Genomic DNA, 13,935 nt, shown 5'->3' with positions numbered 1-13,935 from the left:
GGTTTGCTCTCGTTCTCTCGTTTCGCTTAATCTGTTTAAACTAACAACATACCGTGGTTACCACAAGCAAGTTCATCAGGCTTAAGCGAACTCTTTTACGACACGCTCCAAGATAGGCACGTTCGCTTCAGGAAAGGCATAGTTACCCAATTCTCTTATCTCAACCCAGCGACCTTCTTGACCTTCTCGGCCGTAAGGCTCATTACTGAACTTAGATACCGTAATAAAATCAAACTTAAGTGATTTGTCTGGATAGTCATATTCCAAATGCTCGAAAAGGGCTTGCTCAGTAACTTCAATTCCTACCTCTTCTTCAAGTTCTCTTGCTAGAGCATGTTCAATACTTTCTCCTGACTCGACTTTCCCGCCGGGAAACTCCCAAAACCCGCCTTTATGCTTGTCATCTGGACGCTTTGTAATAAAAATTTTTGATTTGTCTTGGTTAAAAATAATAGCCGCGACTATGTGAATTCTTTTCATAGGGGTTCCTAACTCTCAAGCCGTTACACTTCAACGGTCTTTGAATCTCTAAAACTATCCGATGCTATCAAAACTTATGAAATTCGACAGCCACAGAATTTGCTTAAAAAAAGAGCCGCCTAGGCGACTCTTTAAAAAATTATCTGACTAATACGTTAGTCGATTTTGCCGTGGCACTGTTTATACTTCTTACCACTACCACAAGGGCAAGGCTCATTGCGACCTACTTTACGTTCATCACGTACCATTGGCTGACTTGAACCTTCTTCAGATTCTTCACCTTCAGAAAGAGGGTTTTGTGCTGCTGCGTGTTGCGCTTGAGCACGACGAGCGGCCTCTTCAGCTTGCGCACGACGTTGCTCTTCCATACGTTCAACTTCTTCTTGTTGCTGAACTCGAACGCGAGATAGAACAGTAATCACATCAGTTTTCAGCGCTTCTAGTAGACCTTCAAACAGTTCAAACGATTCACGCTTGTATTCCTGTTTCGGGTTCTTCTGCGCATAGCCGCGTAAGTGAATACCCTGACGCAAGTGATCCATTGCTGCCAAGTGCTCTTTCCAAAGCGTATCCAGAGTTTGAAGCATAACCGATTTCTCGAAGTTACGAAGCACTTGGGCACCCACCACTTCCTCTTTCTCTTTGTACACTTCAACGGCTAGATTGATGATCTTCTCGCGTAGCGCCTCTTCGTAAAGCTTATCGTCTTCTTCAAGCCATTGCTTCACTGGCGCATCAAGATCGAAGTCTGCTTTCAAGCGCTCTTGCAGACCTTCAACGTCCCACATATCTTCTAGTGATTGTGGCGGGATGTACTCATCAATAACCGCTGTTAGCACATCTTCACGGTTTTGCTCGATCATACCGCTGATGTCTTCAACGTTCATCAATTCGTCGCGCAGCTCGTAGACAACCTTACGCTGATCGTTCGCCACATCATCGTATTCTAGTAGCTGCTTACGGATATCAAAGTTACGACCTTCCACTTTGCGCTGTGCTTTTTCAATTGAGCGAGAAAGCATTTTCGATTCAATAGCTTCACCTTCTTCCATACCACTTTGAATAAGGCTCGCCATACGATCAGAAGTGAAAATACGTAACAAAGAGTCTTCCATAGATAGGTAGAAGCGCGATGAACCCGCATCACCTTGACGACCAGAACGACCACGTAGCTGGTTATCAATACGGCGAGATTCGTGGCGCTCAGTACCAATGATGTGTAGACCACCAGCATCTAGTACTTGATCATGTACCACTTTCCACTCTGCTTTAATCGCATCGATTTGTTCTTGAGTTGGGTTCTCCAAAGCTTCCACTTTTGATTGCCAACTACCGCCAAGCACAATATCCGTACCACGACCGGCCATGTTGGTCGCGATAGTTACCGCACCAGGCATACCCGCTTCAGCAACAATTTCCGCTTCCTTCTCATGGAATTTCGCATTCAATACGTTGTGTTTGATCTTCGCTTTCTTCAATGCGTTAGAAAGAAGTTCTGATTTTTCAATCGATACGGTACCAACCAATGTTGGCTGACCTTTCGCAACGCGCTCTTTGATATCTTCAATGATTGCAGCAAACTTCTCAGCTTCGGTACGGTACACCACATCCGGCATATCGTTACGAATCATTGGTTTGTTGGTTGGGATAACCACCGTTTCCAAGCCATAAATAGATTGGAACTCAAACGCTTCAGTATCCGCAGTACCTGTCATACCAGACAGTTTTTCGTATAAGCGGAAGTAGTTCTGGAAGGTAATCGAAGCCAAAGTTTGGTTTTCGTTTTGAATCTTAACGCCTTCTTTCGCTTCTACTGCTTGGTGAAGACCTTCAGACCAACGACGACCTGGCATTGTACGACCAGTATGTTCATCAACAATTACTACTTCACCTTCGTCAGTAACGATGTAATCAACGTTGCGCTCAAACAACACATGAGCACGCAAAGCGGCATTCACGTGATGCAACATGCTGATGTTAGTCGGTGAGTAAAGTGTGTCACCCTCTTCCATAAGACCATTTTTCACCAACAGTTCTTCAACGTACTCTTGGCCCGTTTCTGTGAGGTATACTTGCTTTGATTTCTCATCAACAGTGTAGTGACCATCACCACGATATTCTTCAGAGTCTTCTTTGTCTTGCTTTTTAAGATGCGGGATCAAAAGGTTGATTCGGGTGTATAGCTCAGAGCTATCTTCAGCAGGACCAGAAATGATTAAAGGGGTACGAGCTTCATCAATTAGGATTGAGTCCACCTCATCGACAACTGCAAAGAAGCGTTCACGTTGTACGCGATCTTCGCTACGGAAAGCCATATTGTCACGAAGGTAGTCAAAACCAAATTCATTGTTCGTTCCGTACAAGATGTCAGCTTGGTACGCTTCTTTTTTCTCTTGAGGAGGCATGTTTGGCACGTTTACGCCAACAGTCATACCTAAAAATTCAAATAGAGGGCGGTTTGTCTCTGCATCACGTTTAGCTAGATAATCGTTCACTGTTACAATATGAACGCCTTTACCAGCTAGGGCATTTAGGTAAGCAGGGAGCGTTGCCGTCAGCGTTTTACCTTCACCCGTACGCATTTCAGCGATTTGACCCGCATTTAGAACCATACCACCGATAAGCTGGACGTCGAAGTGGCGCATACCGTAGACACGCTTAGATGCTTCACGAACCGTAGCAAAAGCTTCTGGAAGTAGTTTATCAAGAGTTTCACCCTTCTCTAGGCGCTCACGGAATTCAACCGTCTTTGCTTTTAACTCTTCGTCACTTAGAGCTTCGAATGTTGGCTCAAAGTTATTAATTTCTTTTACAATTTTTCTAAGGCGGCGCAGTGTTCGGTCGTTGCGACTGCCAATCACTTTTGTCAGTAGCTTAGTTATCATTTTTCGTGAATCTCTCTTTATTCAGACCGTTCCCGATCTACTCATAATGCCTTCAGTCTCTGCCAGTTTGGAACTAAGAATACTGAGATAAATCATTTATCAAAGATATTGAGTTCAAACATCCATATTTCAAGGCTAAGTTTTGAAACAATGTGGCTTAGTGTAAGGATTTTTAATCGATACAACCATAAATAGACGTATTTGTTTGAAGCACTCTGAAGTTTTTACTTAAAGTGGTGACTGATTAGCCGATATTGCATACCGCAATATGTGTAATCCATCCAGAGCAAACTTTGCTTTTTACCTTGCTACATTGTAAAACTGAAGCTAAAGACGTTAATGTAAACTATACCTTGATAGAAAGCTGCTCTAGAATAGCTATATCTCAACAAAATTAGATTTTACCTATGCGTGATCACCGTCCAACCTCGACTGAAGATGTTATTGCTGAGTCACAGTTCAAGCAGATTCAAGAACATGCTGGAGAAATCTTACAGCTTAACCAAGCTTTGCAAGAGGTCTTACCCACGGGGACGGCCGATCATTGCCGAGTAGCGAATGTTCGTAACGGCCATCTATTGATCGATGTCTCTAGTGCCGCGATCAAAATGAAGATCGATTACGATCGCCTCATGATCCTAAATAAACTTCGTACTCAAGGCTTTGCCAAGCTGATGAGCGTTGAAGTGAGGATCAATCCTTCACTATATCGAAACCGCTTTCAACAAGACGACAGACCTAAGCGTCCACCACTAACCGAATCTGCAGCAAAGTCATTAATGACGATTGCCGACATGGCGCCACCGAAAATTCAAGAGCGTTTAAAACGATTAGCCGATATGGCAGAAAAGGAAGATCGTAAGTGAACGTTATTTCAATATGCTGAAAGCTTGAATGTTATTGATAAATCCAGGATTAAAGCCAAATAGCAAAAAACCAGGCATAAGCCTGGTTTTTTATTAATTCTAATGCCAAGTATTTACGCAAGCACCATATTTGGTTCTGCGAATGCTACTGGTGAGCCGACTTCTTCTTCGAATGTAGTCCACTCCCACGCTTCCTGATCTGCAAGAACAGCACGTAACAGTTGGTTATTTAAACCGTGGCCAGATTTAAAGGCACGGAATTCACCAATGATTGGGTGGCCACACATGTAAAGGTCACCAATCGCATCCAACACTTTGTGAGTCACAAACTCATTTTCAAAGCGTAGACCTTCTTCATTAAGAATACGGTAATCATCCAAAACGATAGCATTGTCAAAACTACCACCCAAAACTAGGTTTTGAGATTGTAGATATTCGATATCACGCATAAAGCCAAACGTACGTGCTCGAGAAATCTCACGAACAAAGCCTTTTGACGAGAAATCAAACAGCAAACGTTGCTCGTCTGATTCAATCGCTGGGTGATTAAACTCAATTTCGAAGTCCATACGGAAGCCGTTAAATGGTACAAATTCTGCCCATTTATCACCATCTTCAAAACGAACTGGCTTTTTGATGCGGATGAAGCGTTTTGGCGCATTTTGCGTTTCGATACCTGCTTGTTGTAGCAAGTATACAAATGGGCTTGCACTACCATCCATGATCGGAATTTCAGGTGCGTCTACTTCGACAACAATGTTATCGATGCCCATACCAGCAAGTGCCGCAGTCAAGTGCTCAACAGTTGAAATACGCACACCTTCATCGTTTACCAATGCAGTACAAAGCATGGTGTCACGAACCGAAGCTGGATCAGCTGGAAAATCTACAGGTGGATTTACATCTGTACGACGGTAAATGATACCTGTATTTGCAGCAGCCGGGCGCAGAGTAAGTGTGACTTTACGACCAGAGTGGAGACCCACACCAGTTGTTTTCACTATTTCTTTCAGAGTACGTTGTCTGATCATCTGCTTGCCTCTCAAAAATTTGCTACAAAACACGGCCGTCTGTAACGTCGACCGTGAATGCTACCATAATTTTGAGCCATGTCAAATTTATGGGTTAAAGATTAATCAGCCTGACGACGCAAAAATGCCGGTATATCTAAATAACCACTTTCCTTTTCTTGCTTTGGAGCCGCAGAACTTTGGCTCGACGAAGCTGGAGAAGAAGGAGCAGTGTTTGTCGGCTGAGGAGTTACCTGTGGCTTCTCTTGCACTTGATTATTCTGCAAGGTCTGTGCCGGTTTTTCTTCAGCTTGCGTTGCCGCTGCTTGTTGCTGTGGTTGAGCTTGCGGCGTCGGTGCCACTTTAGCTTTACCACCCGCAACTAGCGTGATATCTGGCTTTTTCTCATTACCAATACCTGTCGCTACAACTGTTACGCGGATTTCGTCAGTCATATCAGGGTCTAGAGAAGTACCGATAACAACAGTCGCATTGTCAGAAGCGAATGCCTTCACTGTATTACCAACCGTCTCAAACTCGTCAAGACGCATATCCAGACCAGCAGTAATATTGACAAGAACACCACGAGCGCCCGCTAGATCGATGTCTTCCAGAAGTGGGCTAGAAATTGCCATTTCAGCCGCTTCTTCAGCACGGTCTTCACCTTTGGCGATGCCGCTACCCATCATTGCGTGACCCATTTCAGACATTACAGTTCTTACGTCCGCAAAGTCGACGTTGATCATGCCAGGGCGAGTAATTAGCTCAGCAATACCTTGAACGGCATTCTTAAGAACATCGTTAGCGCTTGCAAAAGCTTCTAGTAGTGTTACACCACGACCAAGTACTTTAAGTAGCTTTTCGTTTGGAATCGTGATCAAAGAGTCAACATGCTTAGACAGCTCATCGATACCTTGCTCAGCAAATGCCAAACGCTTTTTACCTTCAAAACTAAACGGTTTAGTTACTACCGCTACTGTTAGAATGCCAAGCTCTTTAGCCACTTCAGCAATAACAGGCGCTGCACCAGTACCGGTACCGCCACCCATACCAGCTGCGATAAACACCATATCGGCGCCAGTCAGGGAATCTTTAATTCGATCTCTGTCTTCGAGAGCTGCGTCACGGCCAACCTGTGGATTAGCACCTGCACCCAGACCTTTAGTGATATCACCACCGATCTGAATTACATTGCCAACGCTTGTCTTACGAAGTGCTTGCGCATCAGTGTTGACGCTGATGAATTCCACACCTTCGATGGATTCACGCACCATGTGTTCAACGGCGTTACCACCGCCGCCACCAACCCCAACGACCTTGATTACTGCATCGTCAGACATTTCCATCATCGGTTCAAACATGTGTTGTCTCCGTTTATCCTGCAACTCAGGTTAAAACTCTTTTTGTATCCAGTTACGCAATTTATCGAAAAAGCCAGTTACAGATGAGCGTTTAGGTTCATTATAATCGCTATCGTCGCTAGACTGCATGTCTCTTGCGTAATGAAGTAATCCAACTGCCGTAGAATGGTACGGCTCTTTTACATAGTCAGTTAATCCGCTGACTTCGAGCGGTTTGCCGACCCTTACTTGATTGCGGAATACGCGTTCCGCACATTCTACCACTCCGTCCATTTGCGCAGCACCGCCGGTGAGTACAACTCCCGCAGCCAGATGGTGCTTGATACCCTCTTCGCGCAATTTTGCTTGTACAGAGTCGATAGTTTGGTTAACCAGTCCCATAAGCTCAGAGTAGCGTGGCTCAATCACTTCTGACAACGTTTGACGTTGCAGGCTACGTGATGGTCGTCCACCTACGCTTGGTACATTAACCGTGTCATCCTTACTGACCAGTTCACTCAAAGCACAGCCATATTTGACTTTTATTTCTTCAGCATCGCTCACTGGCGTGCCAAAAGCAAAAGCAATATCACTGGTTACAGCATTTCCTGCGTACGAAAATACTTCTGTGTGACGTAACGCACCGCCAGTCCAGATGGCCACATCCATCGTGCCGGCGCCAATATCAACCACACAAACTCCAAGCTCTCTTTCATCCTCGGTGATTACTGCATTACTAGCAGCAAGCCCAGAAAATACGAGTTGTTCTACTTTAAGGCCGCAGCGTTCTACCGCCTTAATAATGTTGCGTGCCATGTCATTATGGCATGAGATAAGGTGGACACTCACTTCCATTCTTACCCCAGATAAACCAAGCGGATTTTTGATTCCTTCTTGGTAATCAATGGTGAACTCTTGCGGGATCACATGAAGAATTCGCTGTTCATCACCGATTTTAATCGATTTTGCGGTATGGATAGCGCGATCCATGTCTTCTTGAGACACCTCTTCATCAGAAATCGTGCCCATACCTTTTTCAATTCGGCTTGCGATATGCTTACCAGACAACGAAATGAAGACTCGGCTGATCTGGCACTCTGCCATTAATTCAGCTTGATCAATTGCACGTTGTACTGATTTTACAACCGACTCCAAATCATTCACGCCACCTTTATCCATGCCGCGTGAGGAGCTACTACCTGCGCCAATAATATTAATTTGACCGTCTGGTAAAACCTCACCCACTAGAGCCGATACGGTTGCAGTGCCTATATCAAGACCAACAATAATGTTGTCATCAGCGGCCTTAGTCATCTGTACTCTCTTCTAACTCTTGTTCAGGAAACCAACCAACTGCGGCTCCTGTATCGTACCTAAGATCGATATAACTGATTCTTTGCGTGTCACTGCCAAGCTTGTTATAGAGCTTAAAAAAGCGCTCTATACGCTCAAGAAGAGACTCTTTACCGAGCTCTAATCGAATACCGTTATCAAGGATGATTTGCCAAGCTCGTCGCTCGTTTAATACCAGAGACGATATCGCTAAACCCAATTGCTGAAACTTAGGACTCAAATCACGGTAAGTCTGTAAGACTTCCGGTCCGCTATCTTTGGGTCCGTACAGCTTCACTTTTTCTTCTTGCAACAGAGCAACATCTCCATCAAAAACGAACCCGTTTTTATCTAACAGTTCGTTGCCATTCCAAATGGCTTCTGGTTGATGCTCCGTCAAAAAAACTTTTACTGTATCCGGCCACTGCTTTCGGATTGCGGCATGCGCTACCCATGGCAGAGCTTCGACACTTTGCTGTAATACATCAATATCCTGAGACATAAATGTACCGATGTGATCAATTCGACTAAATGCAGCCTGCACATCGTCAGCTTGGACATACTCCAGTTTCCCCTGAAGTACTATTTTGGAGAGAGGTAACCTTTGGTCATCCCACATCCAACTGATCGCCGCGTACAAAACAGAACTAATTAAAGTCACAACCACAACGAAAAATAACGCACCCAAGATTTTTTCTTGGCGACCACGGTTGTTACCCGTGTTTGGTCGCTCGTCATTCAGTGCAATATTCAACAACGTCTTCGTTTCCTGACTTTTGTCGTGTACTTTTTACCCATATAATTACGCAGAGGTAAAAGTCTTGACTTTAACCTTGGGATTATACTGAGCTCTTGTAAACTATCAAACACTGATAGCAATAAATCACAATGATATTGACGCAAAATCGAGATCTGAGTCTTTATCTGTCCTTCGCGTCAACAATATGTGTCAGCCAAGCATCTTGTTTATATTCAATTTAAGACCTGCCAGCTGTTTCGCCACTTTACCAATATCACCCGCACCTTGCGTTAAGATTAGGTCGCCGTCTTGTATAACGTTAGCTAAAACTGAAGGTAATTGCTCGATTTCTGGAACAAAAATCGGGTCTACCTTGCCTCGGCTGCGAATTGTGCGACATAAAGCGCGCCCATCAGCACCTGCAATCGGCTTTTCACCCGCTGCGTAAACATCCAGCATGATCAATACATCCACCTGTTCAAGCACATTCGCGAAATCATCGTATAAATCACGAGTACGGCTATAACGGTGCGGTTGGAAAATCATCACCAAACGCTTGTCTTGCCAACCACTGCGTGCTGCATTAATGGTTACATCCACTTCTGTTGGATGATGGCCGTAATCATCAACAAGCATTGCATGGCCGTTGCCAGTATCAAACTCGCCAAGGTGATCAAAACGTCTTCCCGTACCTTGCGTACCAGCCATTGCCTTTAGGATCGCATCGTCTTCAATGTCATCTTCAGTAGCAACCGCAATCGCAGCAGACGCATTCAATGCATTGTGACGACCTGGAATATTCAGCGTGATATCTAAGTTAGCTCGCCCTTTACGTACTACCGTAAATTTGCCTTGCTGCCCCTCTTGACGATAATCTTCAATACGTACGTCGGCATCTTCAGAAAAACCGTAAGTTATCACTTGACGACTAATACGTGGGATTAACTCTCGAACCACAGGATCATCAATGCAAACAATTGCTTGGCCGTAAAACGGTAGATTATGAAGGAAATCGATGAAGGTTTGCTTTAAGGTTTCAAAGTCACCACCATAGGTATCCATATGATCGGCTTCGATATTGGTAACAATGCTCACCATTGGTTGCAAGTGCAGGAATGACGCGTCACTTTCATCTGCCTCTGCAATTAGAATACGACTCGAGCCTAGACGCGCATTTGTACCTGCGCTTTTCACCAAACCGCCATTCACAAACGTTGGATCAAGACCGGCTTCAGAATAGATTTGAGTAACAAGAGCGGTCGTCGTGGTTTTACCGTGTGTACCCGCAACGGCAATACCGTGACGGAATCGCATCAATTCAGCCAACATCTCTGCGCGGCGTACAATAGGGATGCGTAATTCACGTGCCGCCATCACTTCTGGGTTTTCTTCGTTGATCGCCGTTGACACAACAACCACACTTGCTTTTTCTACATTACTGGCTTGATGACCAATAAATACCGTCGCACCTTTTGATACCAAACGCTCTGTCACAGCGTTCTCTGATAGATCAGAACCTGTGATTTGGTAGCCTTCGTTCAACAGCACTTCTGCAATGCCGCTCATGCCCGCACCACCAATACCGATGAAGTGGATGGATTTCACGCGGCGCATCTCTGGCACCATTGCGCGAATCTGAGCTAAGTCTTGTGTATGTTGGATTGTCATCAATTCTATTCTCAATAATTCGGTTAACGCTTTTCGGTCAAAGCGACAATGGCTTGTGCGACAACTCGGTCAGCATTCAATTTTGCAGCGCCACGCGCTTGCTCAGCCATTGTAAGTAAAGCTTGGCGATCCAATTGTTGGATCTGCAGAGTCAGAGACTCAACGGTTAAATCTGGTTGTTCAATCATTTTCGCCGCGCCGCAATCCACCAAGTGGTCTGCATTAAGTGCTTGCTGGCGGTCTTTGTGCATGAATGGAACAAAAATAGCGCCTACACCTGCCGCCGAGACTTCAGATACGGTTAACGCTCCAGAGCGACAAACTAAAAGGTCAGCCCATGCGTAAGCTTCTGCAACGTCATCAATGAATTCCATTACTTCTGCATTTACCACACCATTAGCTTGGTATGCTGCATTCACTTCTTCGGCGGCACCTTTACCCGCTTGATGACGAATACAGTAATCTTCGCCCAATTTCGACATCACTTCTGGCAGAGTTTGGTTAAGAATACGTGCGCCTTGGCTGCCACCCATCACCAAAATGCGAATTGGACCTTGGCGCTCTTGCATGCGCTCAGTTGGCGCTGCTAATTGAGTCACGTCTTCACGAACTGGGTTCCCAACCACTTCGGCATTTGGAAAAGCGCCTGGGAAAGCCTGAAAAACCTTCTTAGCGATTTTCGATAACCATTGGTTCGTTAAACCTGCTACTGCATTTTGTTCATGCAGAACAACAGGAATGCCACTCATCCAAGCGGCAATACCACCCGGGCCGCTAACATAACCGCCCATACCAAGCACTGCGTCTGGCTGCCAGCGTTTCATGTGAGCACGAGCCTGCATAATGGCATTGATAATTTGAAATGGTGCTGCAAGAAGACGTTTAACGCCTTGACCTCGTAACCCTTTCACTTTGATAAAGTCGATTTCAATGCCATGTTTTGGCACCAAATCCGCTTCCATTCGATCCGCCGTACCTAGCCAACGGATCTCCCAACCTTGTTCTTGAAGCTGTTTTGCTACCGCCAAACCTGGGAATACGTGACCGCCAGTACCACCAGCCATCACCATCAAACGTTTATTTTGTTTCATTAGCTTGTTGTTCTGATTGTTGTTGCTCGCGTTTCAAGCGGCATTCGTAATCGATACGCAGTAGTATGGACACTGCGACGGACATAATTATTAGACTAGAACCACCATAACTGATGAGTGGAAGTGTTAAACCTTTAGTTGGAACAATACCGGCGGCAGCTCCAACATTAACCAAGGTTTGAAACGCAAACCAAATACCAATTCCGAAAGCCAGATAACCTCCGAACATTTCGCCTTCTTCAAATGCACGCTTGCCGATGTAAACCGCTTTTAGCACCAAGCTAAAAATCAGCATTAAGACCAGCACTACGCCCACGAAACCAAGCTCTTCAGCAAGTACGGCAAACACAAAGTCGGTATGCGCTTCCGGTAGATATTCCAGTTTTTGAATTGAATTACCGAGACCTTGTCCGAACCATTCACCACGACCAAACGCCATCAAAGACTGAGTCAACTGATAGCCACTACCAAACGGGTCTTCCCACGGGTCAAGGAAGGAGGTTACACGTCGCATACGGTATGGCTCGACGAGAATCAAACCAACGACAGCACCGATACCTGCCACCATCAAGGCGAGAAACTGGGTTAGTTTTGCACCTGCGATAAAAAGCATGCCAAACAGCGTGACCAGCATCACGACCACCGTCCCCAAGTCTGGCTGACCAAGTAGTAATACTGCGAAGAAGGCAAACACCATGATTGGCTTCATAAAGCCACCAAAGAACGTTTGTCGTACTTCGTCTTGCTTTCGAACTAAGTAACCAGACATGAAGATAAACAGCGATAGCTTCGCGACCTCCGCTGGCTGAAGGTTAAACAGCCCGAGGGGAATCCAACGAGACGCACCATTAACCGACTTACCCGCCAAAAGCACGATGATCAACAGTGCGAAAGAAGCCCAAAGTAAGTAATGGCTCTTCTTAAACCACTCTTGCAAAGGCACTTGCAAAATAACAGCGGAGGTCCCTAACGCCAGCACGAGAAACGTCGCATGACGAAACATAAAGTGGAACGGCTGTTCCGTTAATCGAGAGCTGATTGGAAATGATGCAGAGGTTACCATGACCAAACCAGTCAACATCAAACCCAGTGCAATCCACACTAACTGACGATCAAACATCGCCTCTGGGGCTGGATGCTTGAGCCAATTGCCAATACTGCGTTTAACGTTACCTAAACCCACGAAGTGTGTAACCTTTAATTATGCATATTTCTGAGCAAGAGCAGCGAAAGCATCACCTCTTGCCATAAAGTTGTCGAATTGATCAAAGCTAGCACATGCAGGAGACAGCATCACCATATCACCTGGTTTTAACTGCGAAGATACTTGTTGAATCACATCTTCCATAGTGTCGAAACGTATTGCAGATTCATGCAGTGGCATAAATTCATCGCCATCAGCGCCAAAGCAACACAGTTGCAAGTTAAGCGTCGCGAAGATCGGTTTTAATGGCGAGAAGTCAGCACCTTTGCCAACACCACCAACGAGTAAGTAGAGCTTGCCTGTCGATTCCAAACCAGATAGCGCAGCCATAGTGCTGGCAATATTAGTTGCTTTAGAGTCATTCACCCATTTGACGCCTTGATTATCCGCAACCACCTGGCATCGGTGTGTCAGTCCTGTGTAATTTTTAAGTGCATTCAATGCTTTGTGATAGTTTACGTCCGCAGCTTTTAATAGCGCTAAAGCAACCAGAGCGTTAGATAAGTTGTGCTTACCAACCAACTTAAGCTCATCACTTGCGACAACTCGTTGACCGTGATCGAGCAGCCAAGTACGGTTGCCATCCACCTCGAGACCAAAGTCCTGATTGTCGCTGCCAAATGTCACCAATGGCATCTCTGCGTCTGGGAAGGTTTCTTGATCATCACGGTTCACGACTGCAAGAGCAGCATGGTTAAAAATACGCAACTTAGCTTGTCGATAGTCAGACATGCCTTGATAACGATCCATATGATCTTCAGAAAGATTCAGAAACGCAGCGGCTTTGAGCTTTAAGCTTGACGTCGTTTCTAACTGGAAGCTCGAGAGTTCGAGTACATATAGGTCTGCGTCTTGTTCTAACAAATCCAGTGCAGGCACACCGATGTTACCACCAACGCCAACATCCAAACCTGCAGCCTCAGCCATCACACCTGTGAGGTCGGTTACTGTGCTCTTACCGTTTGAGCCCGTAATCGCAATCACCGGTTTCTGCACCGCCCAAGCGAATAACTCGATATCACCTACTACGGCCGTACCTTTTGCTAATACGGCTTGGATCTCTGGTGTCGCTAGCGCAATACCAGGGTTGGTCACGATAAGATCCGCGTCAGAAAGCCAGTCTGTATTCCAACCACCACTATGCAGTTGAACACTTTCCGGCAAGCGCTCTGCACCTGGAGGGTTTACACGAGTATCAATGACTTTGACCACAAGTTGTGGCTGATTTTTTCTTAGGTGTTTAACGACAGAGAGCCCGGTAATACCGAGCCCTACGACGACAACACTATGTATGTTTTGCCAACGTTCCATATTTGATCA

General features: G+C 45.4%; 11 protein-coding genes. 1 reads left to right on the top strand and 10 read right to left on the bottom strand.

The window, feature by feature from the left end:
• Nucleotides 1-81 precede the first annotated feature (81 nt).
• Together mutT and secA are read right to left on the bottom strand one after the other, a co-directional pair.
• The gene (mutT, locus tag R8O10_RS02190; RefSeq protein WP_005387387.1) at nt 82-480 is read right to left on the bottom strand and encodes an 8-oxo-dGTP diphosphatase MutT; all 399 of its coding nucleotides are present in this window, start codon (nt 478-480) and stop codon (nt 82-84) included.
• Nucleotides 481-635: 155 nt separating this feature from the next.
• Nucleotides 636-3,365 (bottom strand): preprotein translocase subunit SecA, encoded by a 2,730-nt coding sequence (secA, locus tag R8O10_RS02185; RefSeq protein WP_005381868.1) that lies wholly within the window; start codon nt 3,363-3,365, stop codon nt 636-638.
• A gap of 407 nt (nt 3,366-3,772) precedes the next feature.
• On the opposite strand from secA, the gene R8O10_RS02180 reads away from it, so the two are divergent.
• On the top strand, nt 3,773-4,231 hold the full coding sequence (locus tag R8O10_RS02180; RefSeq protein ID WP_033906094.1) for a DUF721 domain-containing protein: 459 nt from the start codon (nt 3,773-3,775) through the stop codon (nt 4,229-4,231).
• Nucleotides 4,232-4,344: 113 nt separating this feature from the next.
• Here the strand turns inward: R8O10_RS02180 and lpxC are convergent, their stop codons facing one another.
• The 8 genes from lpxC to murD all read right to left on the bottom strand — a co-directional run bounded on the left by lpxC (nt 4,345) and on the right by murD (nt 13,926).
• Complete coding sequence (lpxC, locus tag R8O10_RS02175; RefSeq protein ID WP_318191056.1) at nt 4,345-5,262, bottom strand: UDP-3-O-acyl-N-acetylglucosamine deacetylase; 918 nt, start codon at nt 5,260-5,262, stop codon at nt 4,345-4,347.
• A 101-nt stretch (nt 5,263-5,363) separates the two neighbouring features.
• On the bottom strand, nt 5,364-6,602 hold the full coding sequence (gene ftsZ / locus R8O10_RS02170) for a cell division protein FtsZ (protein WP_017633617.1): 1,239 nt from the start codon (nt 6,600-6,602) through the stop codon (nt 5,364-5,366).
• Nucleotides 6,603-6,632: 30 nt separating this feature from the next.
• Nucleotides 6,633-7,895, bottom strand: a complete 1,263-nt coding sequence (gene ftsA, locus R8O10_RS02165) for a cell division protein FtsA (RefSeq protein ID WP_318191055.1) — start codon at nt 7,893-7,895, stop codon at nt 6,633-6,635.
• Nucleotides 7,888-8,670: a cell division protein FtsQ/DivIB gene (locus R8O10_RS02160; RefSeq protein ID WP_005387393.1), complete on the bottom strand. Its 783-nt coding sequence runs from the start codon at nt 8,668-8,670 to the stop codon at nt 7,888-7,890. The genes ftsA and R8O10_RS02160 overlap by 8 nt, the downstream gene beginning before the upstream one ends.
• Before the next feature lie 192 nt (nt 8,671-8,862).
• On the bottom strand, nt 8,863-10,320 hold the full coding sequence (gene murC, locus R8O10_RS02155; RefSeq protein ID WP_005387395.1) for a UDP-N-acetylmuramate--L-alanine ligase: 1,458 nt from the start codon (nt 10,318-10,320) through the stop codon (nt 8,863-8,865).
• Nucleotides 10,321-10,343: 23 nt separating this feature from the next.
• Nucleotides 10,344-11,411 (bottom strand): undecaprenyldiphospho-muramoylpentapeptide beta-N-acetylglucosaminyltransferase, encoded by a 1,068-nt coding sequence (gene murG / locus R8O10_RS02150; protein ID WP_031781122.1) that lies wholly within the window; start codon nt 11,409-11,411, stop codon nt 10,344-10,346.
• On the bottom strand, nt 11,398-12,594 hold the full coding sequence (gene ftsW, locus R8O10_RS02145) for a cell division protein FtsW (protein WP_005372933.1): 1,197 nt from the start codon (nt 12,592-12,594) through the stop codon (nt 11,398-11,400). Before ftsW ends, murG begins: the two co-directional genes overlap by 14 nt.
• An 18-nt stretch (nt 12,595-12,612) precedes the next feature.
• The gene (gene murD, locus R8O10_RS02140) at nt 12,613-13,926 is read right to left on the bottom strand and encodes a UDP-N-acetylmuramoyl-L-alanine--D-glutamate ligase (protein ID WP_053306876.1); all 1,314 of its coding nucleotides are present in this window, start codon (nt 13,924-13,926) and stop codon (nt 12,613-12,615) included.
• Between the last annotated feature and the right edge of the window lie 9 nt (nt 13,927-13,935).

It is taken from the genome of Vibrio sp. 1727, from assembly GCF_033344415.1.
GTDB classification, from domain to species: domain Bacteria; phylum Pseudomonadota; class Gammaproteobacteria; order Enterobacterales; family Vibrionaceae; genus Vibrio; species Vibrio alginolyticus.
The sequence above is the reverse complement of the archived record's forward strand: the minus strand, read 5'-3'. Positions and strand labels throughout refer to the sequence as shown.